Origin of the sequence: Streptomyces sp. NPDC057616, from assembly GCF_042800575.1 — a bacterium.
In the GTDB taxonomy this organism is placed as follows: domain Bacteria; phylum Actinomycetota; class Actinomycetes; order Streptomycetales; family Streptomycetaceae; genus Streptomyces.
The window spans coordinates 150,889-167,727 of sequence record NZ_JBHVGU010000001.1; the positions used below are offsets into that span (position 1 = coordinate 150,889).

14 protein-coding genes are annotated in these 16,839 nt (G+C 70.5%); 4 read left to right on the forward strand and 10 right to left on the reverse strand.

Annotated elements, in window-relative coordinates:
* Positions 1–3: 3 nt before the first annotated feature.
* From ACFU97_RS00685 to ACFU97_RS00700, 4 genes are all read left to right on the forward strand, one after another.
* On the forward strand, positions 4–1,557 hold the full coding sequence (locus ACFU97_RS00685; protein WP_384248936.1) for an aldehyde dehydrogenase family protein: 1,554 nt from the start codon (positions 4–6) through the stop codon (positions 1,555–1,557).
* The gene (locus ACFU97_RS00690; RefSeq protein ID WP_384248939.1) at positions 1,554–3,743 is read left to right on the forward strand and encodes a transketolase C-terminal domain-containing protein; all 2,190 of its coding nucleotides are present in this window, start codon (positions 1,554–1,556) and stop codon (positions 3,741–3,743) included. The genes ACFU97_RS00685 and ACFU97_RS00690 overlap by 4 nt, the downstream gene beginning before the upstream one ends.
* A 395-nt stretch (positions 3,744–4,138) precedes the next feature.
* Positions 4,139–5,281: a ferredoxin reductase gene (locus tag ACFU97_RS00695; protein ID WP_384248942.1), complete on the forward strand. Its 1,143-nt coding sequence runs from the start codon at positions 4,139–4,141 to the stop codon at positions 5,279–5,281.
* A gap of 21 nt (positions 5,282–5,302) precedes the next feature.
* Positions 5,303–6,364, forward strand: a complete 1,062-nt coding sequence (locus ACFU97_RS00700) for a fatty acid desaturase family protein (protein WP_384248945.1) — start codon at positions 5,303–5,305, stop codon at positions 6,362–6,364.
* On the opposite strand, the gene ACFU97_RS00705 is transcribed toward ACFU97_RS00700, so the two are convergent.
* From ACFU97_RS00705 to ACFU97_RS00750, 10 genes are all read right to left on the reverse strand, one after another.
* Complete coding sequence (locus ACFU97_RS00705; protein WP_384248948.1) at positions 6,297–6,728, reverse strand: STAS domain-containing protein; 432 nt, start codon at positions 6,726–6,728, stop codon at positions 6,297–6,299. The two genes, ACFU97_RS00700 and ACFU97_RS00705, sit on opposite strands and share 68 nt — an antisense overlap.
* Positions 6,729–7,038: 310 nt before the next feature.
* Positions 7,039–7,299, reverse strand: coding sequence for a CBS domain-containing protein (locus ACFU97_RS00710; protein ID WP_384249476.1), 261 nt, complete (start codon positions 7,297–7,299; stop codon positions 7,039–7,041).
* Between the two features lie 411 nt (positions 7,300–7,710).
* On the reverse strand, positions 7,711–7,914 hold the full coding sequence (locus ACFU97_RS00715) for a cold-shock protein (RefSeq protein ID WP_030224351.1): 204 nt from the start codon (positions 7,912–7,914) through the stop codon (positions 7,711–7,713).
* Between the two features lie 230 nt (positions 7,915–8,144).
* Complete coding sequence (locus tag ACFU97_RS00720; protein WP_384248952.1) at positions 8,145–8,585, reverse strand: DUF5994 family protein; 441 nt, start codon at positions 8,583–8,585, stop codon at positions 8,145–8,147.
* Between the two features lie 259 nt (positions 8,586–8,844).
* Positions 8,845–11,046, reverse strand: coding sequence for a 3-hydroxyacyl-CoA dehydrogenase NAD-binding domain-containing protein (locus ACFU97_RS00725; protein WP_384248955.1), 2,202 nt, complete (start codon positions 11,044–11,046; stop codon positions 8,845–8,847).
* Positions 11,047–11,070: 24 nt separating this feature from the next.
* Complete coding sequence (locus ACFU97_RS00730; protein WP_384248958.1) at positions 11,071–12,279, reverse strand: acetyl-CoA C-acetyltransferase; 1,209 nt, start codon at positions 12,277–12,279, stop codon at positions 11,071–11,073.
* A 54-nt stretch (positions 12,280–12,333) separates the two neighbouring features.
* Positions 12,334–13,497, reverse strand: a complete 1,164-nt coding sequence (locus tag ACFU97_RS00735; RefSeq protein ID WP_384248961.1) for an acyl-CoA dehydrogenase family protein — start codon at positions 13,495–13,497, stop codon at positions 12,334–12,336.
* A 71-nt stretch (positions 13,498–13,568) separates the two neighbouring features.
* Positions 13,569–14,621 carry an alcohol dehydrogenase catalytic domain-containing protein gene (locus tag ACFU97_RS00740; protein ID WP_384248964.1) on the reverse strand — a complete coding sequence of 351 codons (1,053 nt, stop codon included), beginning with the start codon at positions 14,619–14,621 and terminating at the stop codon, positions 13,569–13,571.
* Entirely contained in the window at positions 14,618–15,112 is a 495-nt protein-coding gene (locus ACFU97_RS00745; RefSeq protein ID WP_384248967.1) for a DUF4334 domain-containing protein, read from the reverse strand. The genes ACFU97_RS00740 and ACFU97_RS00745 overlap by 4 nt, the downstream gene beginning before the upstream one ends.
* The gene (locus ACFU97_RS00750; RefSeq protein ID WP_384248969.1) at positions 15,109–16,740 is read right to left on the reverse strand and encodes a succinic semialdehyde dehydrogenase; all 1,632 of its coding nucleotides are present in this window, start codon (positions 16,738–16,740) and stop codon (positions 15,109–15,111) included. Before ACFU97_RS00750 ends, ACFU97_RS00745 begins: the two co-directional genes overlap by 4 nt.
* Between the last annotated feature and the right edge of the window lie 99 nt (positions 16,741–16,839).

A 16,839-nucleotide genomic window follows, 5' to 3' on the forward strand; every position in this document is an offset into this window, starting at 1 on the left:
CACATGGCCCGTTCCGTCGCCTCGATCGTTGCCGGCCACCCGGTCGCCGGCGCTCCCGGCGGGACTCTTCGGCGACCCAATCCCGGTCGTACCGCCGAGGTGGTCAGCGAGGTCTCGCTCGGGGACGCCTCGACCTTCGTCGAGGCCGCCAAGGCCGCGAAGGAGGCCCAGCGCGCGTGGGCGGACGTCCCGGCACCCGTGCGCGGATCGGCGATCGGGAAGATCGGCCGGCTGGTCGAGGCCAACAAGGAACGCCTCGCCCGCATCGTTACGGAGGAGATCGGCAAGCCGCTGGCCGAGGCGCTCGGCGAGGTCCAGGAGATCATCGACACCTGCGACTTCTTCCTGGGCGAAGGACGCCGGCTCTACGGCCAGACGGTGCCGTCCGAGATGCCCGACAAGCAGCTCTTCACCTTCCGCAACCCCATGGGCGCGGTCGCGGTCATCACCGCCGGCAACTTCCCGGTGGCCGTGCCGTCGTGGTACCTGGTGCCGGCCCTCGTGACCGGCAACACCGTGGTGTGGAAGCCCGCCGAGTACGCCGCCGCCGGCGCCAAGGCCCTCTTCGACCTGTTCGTGCACGGAGGCGGCCTGCCCGACGGCGTACTCAACCTCGTCCTCGCCGACGGCGAGCAGACGTACGCCGGCCTGGAGGCCTCCCTCGACGCCGGCCTCGTCGACAAGGTCGGGTTCACCGGCTCCACGGTCGTCGGGCAGAAGATCGGCGCCCTGTGCGGCAGCCATCTCCAGACCCCCTGCCTGGAGTTGGGCGGCAAGAACCCCCAGGTGGTCACGCCGAGCGCGCAGCTCGACCTGGCGGTCGAGGGGGCGCTGTTCTCCGGCTTCGGCACCGCGGGGCAGCGCTGCACCTCCCTCGGCACGCTCATCGTGCACGAGTCGGTGCACGAGGACTTCCTCGCCCGCTTCGACGCCGCGAGCCGCGCGGCCCGGGTCGGCGACGCTTTCGAGGACGTCCTCTACGGCCCGATGCTCGACGAGCGCTTCGCCGAGCGCTACGAGTCCTTCCTCGGCTGGATCAAGGACCATCACCGTACGTACGGCTCCGACGGCGTCGGCCGGATCACCGCCGCCAACCCGCGCAAGGGCTTCGTGGGCGACCCCGAGGCGGGCATGTTCTACCACCCGGTCATCGTCGACGGGGTGCGCCGCGACGACGACCTGTTCCTCAACGAGACCTTCGGCCCCATCGTCTCCGTGACCACCTACCGCACCTTCGACGAGGCCCTCGATCTAGCCAACGCCCATGGCTACGGCCTGTCCGCCGCGATCTACACCACCGATCCGCACGACGTGTGGACGTACCGGCGCGGCATCTCGGCGGGCATGGTGAGCGTGAACAACACGACGTCCGGCGCCGAGGCGCACCTGCCCTTCGGCGGCAACGGCAAGTCGGGCAACGGCAGTCGGCAGTCCGGGCAGTGGGTGCTCGACCAGTTCACCCGCTGGCAGTCGATGAACTGGGACTACTCAGGGCGCCTGCAGAAGGCACAGATGGACGTGGCCACGCTCGAGCCCGACCTCTCCTTCCGCCTGTGAACGCCGTGGACGACCTGGACCGGCACTTCCGCGAGGCAGTGGCCGGTCTTCGGTCTCCCGACGCGCCGCCGCGTGCGGCCGCCGGCGGCCTGGACGCCCACACCGCACTGGAGCTGTTCGACGCCCAACTCACCAGCAGACACGCCGACTTCGCCGCGCGCTGGATGCAGCAGCAGGGCCGCGGCTACTACACCATCGGATCCGGCGGCCACGAGGGCAACGCCGCGCTCGCCCTCGCGCTGCGCCCCACCGACCCGGCCCTGCTGCACTACCGTTCCGGCGCCTTCTACGCCGCCCGCGCCCGACAAGTGGGTGGTGTGGACGCGGTCCGGGACATGCTGCTGGGCGTGGCCGCGGGAGCCGACGAACCGATCGCCGGCGGCCGGCACAAGGTCTACGGCCGCCACGAACTCGCCGTCATCCCGCAGACGTCGACCATCGCCTCCCATCTCCCGCGCGCGGTCGGCGTGGCCTGGAGCATCGCCCGCGCCAGGCGCCTCGGCACCGAGTGCGCCTGGCCCGCAGACGCCGTCGTCTGCTGCTCCTTCGGCGACGCCTCGGTCAACCACTCCACGGCGACGGGCGCGATCAACAGCGCCTGCAACGCGGCCTATCAGGGCCTGCCGATGCCGATCCTGTTCGTCTGCGAGGACAACGGCCTGGGCATCAGCGTCCCGACACCCCACGACTGGGTACGGCAGGCGTACGGCGACCGGCCCGGCCTCGCCTACTTCCCCGCGGACGGCTGCGACCCGCAGGCCACCTTCGACGCGGCGCAAGAGGCGGCGGCCCACGTCCGCGGAACCCGCCGACCCGCCTTCCTGCACCTGTCGTTGGTGCGCTTCCTCGGCCACGCGGGCTCGGACGCCGAAGCGGCCTACCGGACACCGTCCGAGGTCACCGCGGACCTGGACCGCGACCCGCTGCTGGCCACGGCCCGCCTCCTCACGGCGACCGGAGTCCTCACCCCACCTCAGGTCCTCGACCGCTACGACGAGGTGGGCGGACGGGTGTTCGCCGTGGCCAAGGAGGCGTTGGAGAGCGAGCCCCTGACCACGGCGGAGCAGATCACCGCCCCCATCGCACCTCGCCGCCCCGCCCTCGTGGCGACGACGGCCCGCCGTACGGCCGAACCGCCCACCGCACCGGTGGGCGAGTCCGTCACGGTCGCCCAGTCCCTCACCCATACCCTCGCCGATCTCCTGGGCACCCACCCGGAGATGGTGGTCTTCGGCGAGGACGTGGGCCGCAAGGGCGGCGTGTACGGAGTGACCCGCGGTCTGCAGCGCCGCTTCGGTTCGGCGCGGGTCTTCGACACGCTCCTCGACGAACAGTCCATCCTGGGACTCGCGTTGGGGGCGGGCCTGTCCGGCCTCCTTCCGGTCCCGGAGATCCAGTACCTCGCCTACCTGCACAATGCAGCCGACCAACTGCGCGGCGAGGCAGCGACGTTGCAGTTCTTCTCGCAGGGCCGGTACCGCAATCCGCTCGTGGTCCGCATCGCCGGCTACGGCTACCAGCGCGGCTTCGGCGGCCACTTCCACAACGACAACGCGGTCGGCGCCCTGCGCGACATCCCGGGCCTGGTCGTCGCCTCCCCCTCCCGCCCCGACGACGCGGCCGCGATGCTGCGGACGTGCGTGGCGGCGGCGAAGGTGGACGGCTCGGTCTGCGCCTTCCTGGAGCCGATCGCGCTCTACCACACGCGGGACCTCCACGAGGAGGGCGACAACGCCTGGCTGGCCGCATATCCGCAACCGGCACAGCACGTACCGATCGGCCGCGCCCGCACCTACGGCTCCGGCGACGATCTGACCCTCGTCACGTGCGGCAACGGCGTTCCCATCTCCCTGAGAGCCGCCCGCCACCTGGAACAACAAGGCATCGGCTGCCGCGTCGTAGACCTCCGCTGGCTCTCCCCCCTCCCCGTCAGCGACCTCCTCCGGGAGGCCCGCGCGACGGGCCGCGTCCTCGTGGTCGACGAGACCCGCCGTACGGGTGGCGTCTCGGAGGGAGTCGTCACCGCCCTGGTCGACGCCGGATTCACGGGCCCGATCCGCCGGGTCACGAGCGCGGACAGCTTCGTACCCCTGGGAAAGGCCGCGCAGTTGGTGCTGGTGTCGGAGGCGGACGTGGAGCGCGCGGCAGAGAATGTGCTCTCCGCCGGGCCGGATGCTCATCGGTGACGGCCGACGGACGTGGGTGATCGGCGCCTCCACCGCTTTCTCCTGACCGCGTCCCTGCGCCCGCCGCGATTCGGTCTTCCGAGAAGCGGCCGCCCTTCCGCGCATGCCGGGCCGGCCCAGGTCAGCGCGCCCGCGCCGGACGGGCTCCGTGCCACCGCCGATGGGTGACGTGCGCAATGTGACCGAAAGTCCGTCTCCGCCCGATCGTCGACCGGCCGTCCGGTGTGCTTCGCTTTGTGCGGGGTAGTCGCCCCTGGCACCGGCAATCCGTGGGCGTACGTGACAGACGGGTCCCACGCCGCCGTATGCGCATCCCGGAGACCCATCGGGCAGCGAGACCCGGACACTCACCGGGAAGCGTCGTGATGACCACACCCATGAGAAGGGGCGTCCGTATGCCCGTGTCGAGCTTCCGGTCGCCGTCACCCGTCGTGGACCGGCTCACCGGGTGGTGTGCCGGACGGACCGGCGGTCGGATCCTCACGGCCGCGTCCTGGGTCGTCTCCCCGCTGACCAGCCCCTCGGCCCCCGACGACTATCTCGCCCTGCTCGACCCGCTGTTGTCCGCCCGGCAGCCCGCGGGCAGGGTCGTCGCCGTGCGCGCCGAAGGTCCCGCCGCGGCCACACTGACGATCCGGCCGGGGCGCGGCTGGACCGGACACCGGGCCGGGCAGTATCTGCCGGTGGGGGTGGAGATCGACGGCGTACGGCACTGGCGCACCTACTCGATCACCGCACGACCCGGCGGCCACACGCTCACCCTCACCGTGAAGGCGGACCCGCGCGGACGGGTCTCCCCCCACCTCGTGCACCGCACTCCGCCCGGCACGGTACTGCGACTCGGCCCGGCACAAGGGGAGTTCACGGTGCCCGAGCCGGTTCCGGAGCGGATGCTGTTCGTGACGGCGGGCAGCGGCATCACCCCCGTGATGGGCATTCTCCGGACGCTGGCACGGCGGCGCCGGCCACCCGGTGATGTCGTACTCCTGCACAGCGCGCCCGACGCCGAACAGTGCATTTTCCGCGACGAGTTGACCGGACTGGCGGCCCGGTCACCCTGGTTCCGGCTCGGACTGACGTACACGCGCGCGGACGGCCGGCTCAGCCCGGAGCGCATCACCGCGCTCTGTCCCGACTGGCGGCGGCGCGAGGCGTGGATGTGCGGCCCGGCGGGACTGCTCGACGCGGCCGAACACCATTGGCAGCGTGCGGATGCGCGCGAGCGGCTGCACACGGAGCGCTTCCGGCTGGTCCCGCCGCTGCCGCAGTCCGCCGCTGCCATCGGCGGCAGGGTGTCGTTCGACCGCAGCGGCGTCGAGGCCGAAGCGCCCGCATCCGGCCCACTGCTGGTGACCGGCGAGCGCGCGGGCGTGCCGATGCCGTACGGCTGCCGTATGGGTGTCTGCCACGGTTGCCTCGTTCCGCTTCTCGACGGCCGTATCCGCGATCTACGCACCGGCGAACTGCACGGAACACCGGGCGAGTTGATCCAGACCTGCGTCAACGGAGCCGCCGGTCCGCTCGTCCTCGACGTCTAGGCCCTCCCGAGGAGGCCCACCATGTCCGCACCAACTGCCCTGCCGAACAACGAAGTCGACCAGACCGAGGCGTTGGGTCGTGAACTCGACCGCATCCGTTCCGAGGTCGTCGCATCGCGGGGCGCGACCGACACTCGCTACATCCATACCGTCCTCGCCCTGCAGCGTTCCCTGGAGACCGGAGGCCGTCTCGCGCTCACCGTCTCGCTTCTGCCGCCCGCCTGGCTGGCCGGCACCGCGATGCTCACCGTCGCCAAGACGCTGGAGAACATGGAGCTCGGTCACAACATCCTGCATGGCCAGTGGGACTGGATGGGCGACCCGGCGATCCACTCGACCACCTGGGAGTGGGACTTCGCCACCCCCGCCGACGCCTGGAAACGCACCCACAATCACCTGCACCACACCTACACCAATGTCGTCGGACGTGACCGTGACCTCGGCTACACCATCCTGCGGGTGAGCACCGACCAGCCCTGGCATCCGGTGTACGTGTTCCAGCCGCTCTACACCGCCCTGCTCGCGCCGGTCTTCGAATGGGGCATCGCCCTGTACGACCTGGAGGCGGAGGCGGTGCCGGCCGGGCGCAAGAGCGTACGGGCCCTTCTCGGCGACCTCGCCGGCCTGGCCCGTAAGGCGGTGGGCCAGTGCGCCAAGGACTACGTCCTCTTCCCACTCCTCGCCGGGCCCTCCGCCCTGCCCTGCCTGCTCGGCAACCTCACGGCGAACGCCCTGCGCAACGTCTGGGCCCACACGGTCATCTTCTGCGGCCACTTCCCGGGCGACGTACGGACGTTCACGGAGGACGAGATCGAGGGTGAGACCCGGGGCGAGTGGTATCTCCGCCAGATCCAGGGCTCGGCGAACATCGAGGGCGGGCGGCTCCTGCACCTCCTCACCGGCAACCTCAGCCACCAGATCGAGCACCACGTCTTCCCCGACCTGCCCAGCAACCGCTACGCCGAGGTCGCACCCAGGGTTCGCGAGATCTGCGCCCGGTACGGGCTGCCGTACGTCACGGGGCCTCTTCGCCGGCAGTACGCGTCGATGTGGGGGCGCGTCCTGCGCCACGCCCTGCCGTAGCCCTCCCCCGCCAGGCGTCCTGGGCGCTGGCATGGGCGGGGAAGCGGCCGAGTACGCCGCCGCCGAGCAGGACGAGGTCGATCGCCGTGCTGCTGTGGACGACCCGGACCCAGCCCTGCCGGGCCCTGCAGTCGTCCCATGCCGCACACAGCGGCTGAAGGATGCTTCCGTCGGTGAGGGTCACTTCACTCAGGTCGACGATGAGAAAGAGGCGCCCGTGTCCGGTGCGCGCCTCCTCCAGGGCGTGCGCCAGGGGCGCCACGGTGGTCGGGTTCAGCTCCCCGTGGGCGCGCACCAGCCGGCACTCGTCGAACAGGTCGGGCGGCACACGGTAGCGCTCGGGCGTGTCGGGACAAGGGCGCATGCGGCCCAACTCCTCTGTGCGATCAGCACTTCACGGCACGCGACCGAACGCCGCACGCCGCGCCCCAGGGCGCCGCACGTCACGCTCCCTGGACGGGGTCGCGGGCACCGGGGGCCGCCGGTGGCACGGTCCCGGGGCGGCCGTGGCGGGCGAAGCCAAGACGGGACATGGCCCCGGTCACCTCGCCGACCTGCGTCACGGGACAGCGGCGGCGGCCGACGGTCACCGAATGTTCGAACGGGTATCGGGCGATGACGCGGCGCATGGTGCCTCACAGGGGGAAGCCTCAGGAGAAGCCCGGGGAGAAGCCTCACATGGCGAAGGTGGAAAGGCTCACGACCGGGCGCGGTGCCCCGAGGACGTCCCGCAGCCGGACGCGGTCCGTGTAGGCGGAGCTGTCGCGGTGCACGGCGAGTTCGGCCCTGGTGACCGAGCCGGTGCGCTCGTCGTCCCCGTCGCACAGCAGCAGGTACTCCACACCGGCACCGGCCATGACGGACAGGGCCACCTCGACGGTCATGTCGTCATGGACTCGCAGCTCGGCCGTTTCCACATGCCCGAACCTGGCCATGCCGTCGGGAGCGGACGGGTGTCGTTGCGTGTGAACGGGTGTCACAGCTGCCTCCTGCGGTACGAGCTGACGTTCGGATCGTGATGACTCTGCACAGGCCGCAGCTCGATGAACGGCGCCCCCGGGCCGGCGGCCGGCATCGGTGCGGGCAGAACCCTCGAAGCGGTCGTACGTGCGGGTGGTGCGCGTGATGGATGCGGTGCATACGGCACGAAAAACGCGCGCCCGATTGCTACGAACCTTCCTCGGTGCGGGCGCGTACCAAGGAATTCCCGCAGCACGGTCAACGGCGCAGAGAATCGCGAGAACGAGCGAAAAACAGCGGGAAAGAATCCCCCTGAAAATGGCACGAGCTGGGGCCCGCACCCCAAGGTGCGGGCCCCAGCTGCGAAGTATGCGTCAGAGCCGGTGTCAGGCCGGAACGATGTTCTCGGCGGTCGGGCCCTTCTGGCCCTGAGCGATGTCGAACGACACCTTCTGGCCTTCCTGCAGCTCGCGGAAGCCCTGGGCGGCGATGTTCGAGTAGTGGGCGAAGACGTCGGCGCCGCCGCCGTCCTGCTCGATGAAGCCGAAGCCCTTTTCGGCGTTGAACCACTTCACAGTGCCGGTGGCCATGTCATTCTCCTTCGGAAACGGTGCTCAGAGTCCGCCCTGTGCGGACTCCGTGTCGCCGTGATGATCAACCCGTCGGAAAATGAACCCTTTTGGCAACCACAACTGCAACCTGATTCGACAGTAGCACGGCGTAGTCGTCAGTGCGCCGCGGAAAAGGGCCATCCACCGGCCGGCGAGGGAATATTCCCCGTTCCACCTGTCGATTTCTGCCTTCGAGAGCTCAGTTTTCGTCAGCGGGTCGGCGGCGTGCTCGCGGTGGGGTCGGCTGCGGCGGAGAGCAGCCGTGCGGCTGTGGCGGGAGACTCCCTGTGCGGGACGACCAGGAGCACCTGGCGTCCCACGATGTCGCAGTCCAGGGTGATCAGGTGCGCCTCGCGGGCGGATTCGGTCGGCTCCACGGCGATCACCCGACCGGGTGCCATGACCGTGTGGGGTGCGCCGGGCCATTGGGTGGCGTCCACGGTGACGCGTACGGTCGTGCCCCGGCCCGGCTCCAGCGAGGCGACGAGCGCGGGAAGCTCGAGTTCCAGTGCGTCGCAGCGCGGCCACCACACCCCGTCCAGCGGGCCGTGCCCGACGCCCGGCGTGAGGACCAGGCGGGGCAGGGGCATGCGGTACGTGTGCGCGTCGACCGCGAACGCGGCCTCGGCCGGGGTGCTGCTGGGTTCCATCGTGCGGTCCCGTTCCGGGAGCCGAGGGCGGGCGCCCGTGACGTCACTCGCCGGGAACGGCACCGCCGGGCGCGCTGCGCGAAGAGCTCTCGGTACGTTCAGACTACGCCTGGTCCGGCAGGAGCGGCCCGGGGAAAGGCGTCGATACGGGTGCGTCGGATCGCCCCGGGACCGCCGGCTCGGCCGGGGTGGGTCGGGTCAGGGCCGTGATGACGCCCAGGCCGGCTGCCTCGGAGAGGGGGATGCGGAAGGCATGGCCTCATACGAAGGACTCACCGCGTTCGGCGCGTTCCACCAGTGATGCGGGGGGCAGGAAGCGTTCTCCGTAGGTCGCGGCGAGTTCGCGGGCGCGGGCGACGAAGCCCGGCAGCCCGCCGTCGTACTGGTTGACGTACTGCAGGACGCCGCCGGTCCAGGCGGGGAAACCGATGCCGTGCAGGGAGCCGATGTTCGCTTCGGCCACGCTGGTCAGGACGCCTGCGTCGAGGCAGTCGACGGCGTCGAGGGCCTCGGCGAAGAGCATGCGCTCCTGGAGGTCCTTGAGCGGCAGTACGCGCTGTCCGGAGCCGTAGCGCTCGCGGGCGCCCTGCCAGATGCCGAGTCGTCTGCCGGAGGACGCGTCGTAGTCGTACCAGCCGGCGCGCTCGCGTCGGCCGATCCGTCCCTGTTCGAGCATCCAGTCGACGACCTCGTCCGCCGGGTGCGCCACCCAGGTCCTGCCTTCGGCTTCCTCGGCGGCGCGGGTCTCGATGCGGATCTTCTGGGTGAGCGACAGGGTGAGTTCGTCGAGGAGTTGGAGGGCGCCGGCGGGATAGCCCGCCTGGAGCGCGGCCTGCTCGATGCTCGCCGGTTCGGCGCCCTCCCCCACGGCCGCGACGGCCTCGGCGATGAAGCGGCCGATGACGCGTGAGGTGAAGAAGCCGCGCGAGTCGTTGACGACGATGGGCGTCTTGCCGATCTGCAGGACGTAGTCGAAGACCTTGGCCAGGGTCGCGTCCTTCGTCTGCTCGCCGCGGACGATCTCGACCAGGGGCATCTTGTCCACCGGGCTGAAGAAGTGGATGCCGATGAAGTCGCCCTCGCGCTCAACTCCCTTGGCCAGCAGGGAGATCGGCAGGGTGGAGGTGTTGGAGCCGAGTACCGCGTCGGGTTCCACGACGTCCTGGATCTGCCGGAAGACCTGCTGCTTGAGCGGTACCGACTCGAAGACCGCCTCGATGACGAGGTCCACCGCGGTGAAGTCCGCGGCGTCGGCGGTGGGTTGGATCCGTTCGAGGAGGGCGTCGGATGCGTCCTGCGTGGTGCGGCCCGCTGCCATCGCCTTCGCCTCCAGGGCGCGGGCGTAGTCCTTGCCCCGCTCCGCGGCGTCGAGCGTGACGTCCCTGAGGACGACGTCGATTCCGGCCTTCGCGCTGACGTGGGCGATGCCCGCTCCCATCATGCCCGCGCCGATGACGCCGACCTTGCGGGTGGTGTGGCGCTCGAAGTGCTGGGGCCGGCCGGCGCCCGAGGTGATGTGCTGGAGGTCGTAGAAGAACGCCTTGATCATGTTCTTGGTGACCTGGCCGGTCAGCAGGCTGACCAGGTACCGGGTCTCGATCAGGGAGGCGGTGTCGAAGTCGACGTAGGCGCCCTCGACGGCGGCGGCGAGTGCGGCGCGCGGCGCGGGCATCGGTGCGCCCTTGGTCTGCCGGCGCAACAGGCTCGACAGGGCGGGCAGGGTCGCGGCGACCGCTGGGCTGCGGACGTCTCCGCCGGGGAGGCCGAAGCCCTCGGCGTCCCAGGGCTGTCGCGCGTCGGGGTGTTCGGCGATCCAGGCACGGGCCCGCGTCTCGGCCTCCTGCGGGTCCACGGCCAACTCGTCCACGAGGCCGAGAGCGAGAGCCGCCTGTGGCGTGAACTTCCGTGCGGGCAGGATCACTTCCGACAGCGCCTTGTGCAGGCCGAACATGCGGACGGTGCGAGTGATGCCTCCGCCGCCGGGAAGCAGTCCGAAGCTGACCTCGTTCAGGCCGAAGCGGCTGCCGGGCAGGTCGGTGGCGATGCGATGGTGGGCGCAGAGGGCGACTTCGAGGCCGCCGCCGAGCGCGGTGCCGTCGAGCAACGCGACCACGGGCCTGCCGAGTTGCTCCAGTCGGCGCATCCAGCCCTTCATACGGTTGATGTACGCGGTCTCCTCGGCCGCCTTGTCGGCGCTGCCCGCGCGCAGCCGGTTCAGGTCGCCGCCGGCGAAGAAGGTCTTCTTGGCGGAGACGAGGAGTACGCCGGTGATGTCGTCGCGTTCGGACTCGAGGCGTGGGACGCAGCGCTCCAGGCCGGTCATGAAGGCGTCGTTCATGGTGTTCACCGAGGAGGTGGGGTCGTCCAGGGTGAGGGTGACGACGCCGTCCGCGTCTCGGGCATAGGTGAGGGCGGAGTCGGTTTTGGTCGTGGACGTCGTCGTGGTTGTGGTCGTGGTCATGTGTCTGTGGCTCTCTTCTCTGCGTCAGAGGCGCTCGATGACGGTGGCGATGCCCATCCCCGCGCCGACGCAGAGCGTCGCGAGGCCGCGGTGTCCGCCGGTGCGTTCCAGTTCGTCCAGAAGCGTGCCGAGGATCATGGCTCCGGTGGCGCCCAGGGGGTGGCCGAGGGCGATTGCGCCGCCGTTGACGTTGACCTTCTCGTCGGGGGCCTTGAGGTCGCGCTGCCACTTCATGACGACGGCGGCGAAGGCTTCGTTCAGCTCGAACAGGTCGATGTCGTCGACGTCCAGGTCGGCGGCCGCGAGCGCCTTCCTGGTGGCCGGTGTGGGACCGGTGAGCATGATGGTGGGCTCCGCGCCGGTGACGGCGGTCGCCACGATGCGGGCGCGCGGGACGAGGCCGAGCTGCTCGCCGATCTCCCGGGTACCGATCAGCGTCAGCGCGGCGCCGTCGACGATGCCGGAGCTGTTGCCGGCGTGGTGCACGTGGTCGATGCGCTCCAGGTGGTGGTACTTCTGCAACGCGACCGCGTCGAAGCCGGCCTGCGCGCCGGCGGCGGCGAAGGACGCGGGCAGCGAGGCGAGGCTCTCGACGGTGGTGCCGGGACGGCGGTGTTCGTCGTGGTCGAGGACGAGGACGCCGTTGAGGTCGCGTACGGGCACGATCGACCTGGCGAAGCGGCCTTCACGCCAGGCGGTGTCGGCCCGTTCCTGCGAGCGGGCGGCGTAGGCGTCGACCTCCTCGCGGCCGAAGCCTTCCAGGGTGGCGATCAGGTCGGCGCCGATGCCCTGGGGCACGAAGTAGGCGTCGTAGGCGGTGGTGGGGTCCTGTGCGTAGGCCCCGCCGTCCGAGCCGATCGCAACCCGTGACATCGATTCGACGCCGCCTGCGAGGACTAGGCTCTCGAAGCCCGAAGCGACTTTCTGCGCGGCGAGGTTGACCGCTTCCAGGCCCGAGGCGCAGAAGCGGTTGATCTGGACTCCGGCCACCGTGTGCGGCAGTCCGGCGACCAGGGCGGCGGTGCGGGCGAGGTCGCCTCCCTGCTCGCCCACCGGGGACACCACGCCGAGCACGATGTCGTCGATGCGGGTCGGGTCGAGGGCGGGGGTGCGCTCCTGGATCGCGTGGATCAGTCCTACGACCAGGTCGACGGGCTTGGTGCCGTGGAGGGCGCCGCCGCGGTTCTTGCCGCGCGGGGTGCGGACGGCGTCGTAGAGGTAGGCGTCGGGCACGACGGACCCTTTCTTGATGCGGAGGCGGGGGCGAAGAGGGGTGGGGGCCGATGGCTACAGGCCCAGGTCGCGGCCGACGATCTCTTTCATGATCTCGGTGGTGCCGCCGTAGATGGTGGTGATGCGCGAGTCGAGGTAGTCGTGCGCGATGCGGTACTCGAGCATGTAGCCGTAGGCGCCGTGGAGTTGGAGGCAGCGGCCGACGATGGCGACGTACTGTTCCGTCGCCCAGAACTTCGCGGCCGCGGCGTCCACCGCGGTCAGTTCGCCGCGGGTGTGCCGGGCGAGCAGGTCGTCGAGGTAGGCGCGGCCGACCCGGGCGGTGGTGACCATCTCGGCCAGTTCGAAGCGGGTGTTCTGGAAGGAGCCGATCGGCTTGCCGAACGCCTTGCGCTCCTTGACGTACTCCAGGGTGCGTTCGAGGACTCCCTCGATGGAGGCCACGGCGTTGGCGGCGATCGAGATCCGCTCCTGCGGCAGGTTGCGCATGAGGGCCTGGAAGCCGGAGCCCTCCTCGCCGAGGAGGTTGGCGGCCGGCACACGCACGTCCTGGAAGAACAACTCGCTGGTGTCCTGGGCGTGCAGGCCGATCTTCTCCAGGTTGCGTCCGCGCGAGAAGCCGGGGCGGTCGGCCTCGACGACCAGCAGGCTGATCCCGCCGTGGCGGTCCGGGCCGGTGCGGACGGCGGTGACGACGAGGTCGGCGTTCTGGCCGTTGGAGATGAAGACCTTGCTGCCGTTGACGACGTAGTCGTCGCCGTCGCGGACGGCGGCGGTGCTGATGCCGGCCAGGTCGCTGCCGGTGCCGGGCTCGGTCATCGCTACGGCGACGACGAGTTCCCCTGCGGCGATGCCGGGCAGCCAGCGGGCCTTCTGTTCTTCGTTGGTGAGGTCGGTGAAGTACGGCACGACGATGTCGCTGGACAGCGCCACCCCGGCGAGCCCGTCCGAGACGGGATGACGGGAGAACTCCTCACCGATCACGGCGTTGAAGCGGAAGTCGGTGACACCCCCACCGCCGTACTCCTCGGGGATGTTGAAGCCGAGAATGCCTGCGCGGGCGGCCTCCTCGAACAGCCGGCGGTCGGCCTTGCCCTCGGCCCGCCAGCGCTCGGCGTGCGGGGCGGCGTGCTTGTCGACGAACGCGCGGACCGTCTCGCGGAGGAGTTCGTGCTCGTCGTCGTAGAGGGACCGCTTCGCGGAGATCACATCGGCCATGAAGGTTCCTGTTCCAGATCGCGGTCGGTGGGGTGAAGGGCGCGAGCGAGGGGCGGCCGGCGGCTGTGGGTTCAACTCGTCGGCACGAGCACCGGCTTGAGCGTCCGGCCGGCCTGCTGGTCGGCCACGGCCCGGTCGAATGCGGCCAGGGGGTAGGTGGTCACCAGCTGGTCGAGGGGCAGGAGGCCGGATCGGTAGCGCTGGATGAGTTCGGGGATCAGGACCGACGGATCGGCGTCGCCCTCCACGCAGCCGCGTACGTGGAGCCCGCGCAGCATCAACGTCCTTACGTCGAAGGTGACTTCGGCCGGGCCCAGCCCGACCAGGGCCAGCACCCCGCGCGGCTGGAGCAGGGCGAGTGCGCGGGCGATGGACCCGGGTCTGCCGGTGGTGTCCAGGGCGTGGGTCACCGGTGGGATCGGATCGTCCAGCGACGCTACGGCCGTGACGCCGTACCGGGCGGGGAGGGCTCGGCGTGCGGCGACGGGTTCCGCGACGATGACCTCGACGCCTTCGGAGCGAGCCGTGAGCGCTGCGGCGGCGCCCACGCCGCCGGCGCCGATCACCAGCAGGCGGTCACCGGGCCGGGGTCGCAGGACGTTGAGGACCGCGCCCGCGCCGGTGAGGAAGCCGCAGCCCAGGGGTGCGACGGCTTCCGGCGGTACGTCGCCGACCGGAACGCAGGACGCGGCGGCCATCAACGCGGCCGTGGCGAAAGAAGATTGGCCGAAGAAGGAGCTGAAGACCGGCTCGTTGCGGACGCGTAGGGTCGAGGACTTGTCCAGGCGTCGTCCGGAGCCGTTGAGGGCGGTCGCCCAGGCGCAGTATCCCGGGTGGCCGGCCCGGCACTGGGTGCAGCCTCCGCACGAGGCGAAGGAGATCACAACCCTTTCCCCGAGGGCGAGTTGATCGACGGACGAGCCTACGCGCTCGACCGTGCCGCAGCCCTCGTGGCCGAGGACCGCCGGCTGGTCGCCGAGCTCGGTGCGGGTGACGAGGTCGGTGTGGCACACACCGACCGCCTCGATCCGGACGATCACCTCGTCGGGGCGTGGGTCGTCCAGTTCGGCCTCGACGAGTTCGCTGGGCGCGGTGCCGCGCGTGAGCAGCGCGGAGATTTTCACTCGCGCTCCAGGCCGAAGTAGAAGAGGTGGCCGTCGGGGGCCACGGTGGCCGCCTTGCCGTTCATCACGCCCATGAGGGTGTCGTCGTCGACCTGCTTGAAGTGGTCGAACACCGGCATGCCGTCGTAGACCATCGTGGCGGTGACCTCGCCGCGGAACTCGATGTTCCAGAGGCTGGCTTCGCCGCGGCCGGAGGTGGTGTCGGAGTAGAGCCCGCCGCCCTCGCTGTCCTCCGCACGGCAGATGAGGGGTTGGGCGTCATCGAGGGCGAGGAATCGCTTGCCGTGCCACCGGCTGCGGGCCAGGACTCGCTCGACGGGGTGGCCCGTGGGGAACGCAAACCCACGCCAGGAGCCCAGGATTGACGATACGTCAACTGACTTGAGGTCCGCCCACAACGCGTCGAGTTCGGTCGGGTCGATGGGGCCGGCTGCTGTGCGCAGGGTGCGCCACCGCTCTACAACGGACGGCGTCATTTCGTGGTCGCTCATCGCACACGCAGCTTTCGCAGCAGGGCCAGTTGGCCGTTGGTGCGGCGGACGAAGCTCTCCACCGGCTGTTCGGGTGAAGGGCCGAGCGGCATGAGGCGCTGTACGGCGACGGTCTGGCTCTCGGTGTACTTGCGGATCCCCTCGGCGCCGTGGCGTCGGCCGAGTCCGCTGTCGCCCATGCCGCCCATACCGGCCTCGATGCTGCCGGCCGCGGCGGCGGCGCCGTCGTTGATGTTGACCGATCCGGCGCGGATCAGCCCGGCCATCCGGTCGGCCTCGCGGGTGTCCTTGGACCAGATCGACGCGGACAGGCCGTAGGTCCCCTGGTTGGCGAGCCGCACCGCGTCGTTGTCGGTGCCGTAAGGGTAAAGCGCGATGACCGGGCCGAAGGTCTCCGCCGTGCAGACGGCCATCTCGGGGGTGACGCCTTCGAGGACGGTCGGTTCGTAGAACAGCGGGCCGATGTCCGGCCGGGTCCGGCCACCGATGAGTACGGTCGCGCCTTTGGCCACCGCCTCGTCGACATGGTCCTGAACGGCGGCGAGTTGGGCCGATGAGACGAGTGAGCCGATGTCCGCCGAGTAGTCGTAGGCCGGTGCGAGGCGCAACGCCTTCGTCGCCTGTACGAGCGCGTCGCGGAAGGCGTCGTAGACCTGCTCGTGGACGTAGACGCGTTCGGTGTGGATGCACATCTGGCCGGTGTTGGCGAAGGCGGAGACGACCGTGCCCGCCGCCGCGGCGGTGACGTCCGCGTCCGCGCGCACGATGAGGGGGTTCTTTCCGCCGAGTTCGAGTGAGGCGCCGACCAGATGGTGGGCGGCCCGCTCGGCGACGGCACGTCCGGTGGCGGTCGAGCCGGTGAAGCAGACGAAGTCGGAAGTGTCGACGACGGCCGTCCCGACCACGGCTCCGTCTCCGGCCACGATCCGCCACAGATCGGCGGCCAGACCGGCTTCGGCGAGCAGGGCACGCGTCCACAGCATGGTCAGGACAGCCTGCGAATCCGCCTTGGAGACAACGGCGTTGCCGGCGAGGAGGGCCGGGAGGACGTCGCCGACTCCGAGGTAGAGGGGGTAGTTCCAGGGGGAGATGACGCCGACGACGCCCTTGGGCACCCGGACTTCCTTGACCTTCGTCAGGCCGGGCACCATCCCGCGTACGTGACGGGTGGACAGGTAGCGGCGGGCGCGGCGCGCGTAGTGCCGGGCGATGGCCGCGACCTGCGCGACCTCCTGCCAGGCGTGGTAGCGCGCCTTGCCGGTCTCCCACTGGATGAGGTCGAGGACCTGGTCCTGGCGTTCCAGGAGGAGGTCGTGAAAGGCGAGTACGACGGCGCCGCGGCGGGCGATCGGGGTGTGGGCCCAGTCGAGTTGGGCGGCGCGGGCTGCGGCGGCCGCGGACTCGACGTCCTGGGGGGTGCAGGAGGGGACGGGGGCGATCGGGGAGAGGTCGTAGGGGGCGAGGGCCGTCAACGGCGCTGCCTTGTCGTTCACTTCGCGCGTCTCGGCCCGGTGGATCCATGCGGTCCATTGCCCGATCAGTTCGTCGGTCACCCATGCGGGTCGAGGCCTCGTCGCCTCACAGGGCGTCGGCGGAGGCGCTTCGATCTGGTCCTGCTCCGTGCTCATGAGGCTCCTTGGGGTGCCGGACGGATGCGGTGGCTCCACGGGGCGCGCAGAGGTCTTGCCGTCGAGGTAACGCATCGTTATGTTAATCAGAAATCACAT

Bases quoted from the DNA above. Each gene is read 5' to 3' on its own strand.
- ACFU97_RS00725 (WP_384248955.1), bottom strand. From the start codon at position 11,046: ATGACCACGACCACAACCACGACGACGTCCACGACCAAAACCGACTCC.
- ACFU97_RS00715 (WP_030224351.1), bottom strand. From the start codon at position 7,914: ATGGCCACCGGCACTGTGAAGTGGTTCAACGCCGAAAAGGGCTTCGGC.
- ACFU97_RS00695 (WP_384248942.1), top strand. From the start codon at position 4,139: ATGCCCGTGTCGAGCTTCCGGTCGCCGTCACCCGTCGTGGACCGGCTC.
- ACFU97_RS00705 (WP_384248948.1), bottom strand. From the start codon at position 6,728: ATGCGCCCTTGTCCCGACACGCCCGAGCGCTACCGTGTGCCGCCCGAC.
- ACFU97_RS00745 (WP_384248967.1), bottom strand. From the start codon at position 15,112: ATGAGCGACCACGAAATGACGCCGTCCGTTGTAGAGCGGTGGCGCACC.
- ACFU97_RS00720 (WP_384248952.1), bottom strand. From the start codon at position 8,585: ATGGAACCCAGCAGCACCCCGGCCGAGGCCGCGTTCGCGGTCGACGCG.
- ACFU97_RS00685 (WP_384248936.1), top strand. From the start codon at position 4: ATGGCCCGTTCCGTCGCCTCGATCGTTGCCGGCCACCCGGTCGCCGGC.
- ACFU97_RS00700 (WP_384248945.1), top strand. From the start codon at position 5,303: ATGTCCGCACCAACTGCCCTGCCGAACAACGAAGTCGACCAGACCGAG.
- ACFU97_RS00750 (WP_384248969.1), bottom strand. From the start codon at position 16,740: ATGAGCACGGAGCAGGACCAGATCGAAGCGCCTCCGCCGACGCCCTGT.
- ACFU97_RS00710 (WP_384249476.1), bottom strand. From the start codon at position 7,299: ATGGCCAGGTTCGGGCATGTGGAAACGGCCGAGCTGCGAGTCCATGAC.
- ACFU97_RS00735 (WP_384248961.1), bottom strand. From the start codon at position 13,497: ATGGCCGATGTGATCTCCGCGAAGCGGTCCCTCTACGACGACGAGCAC.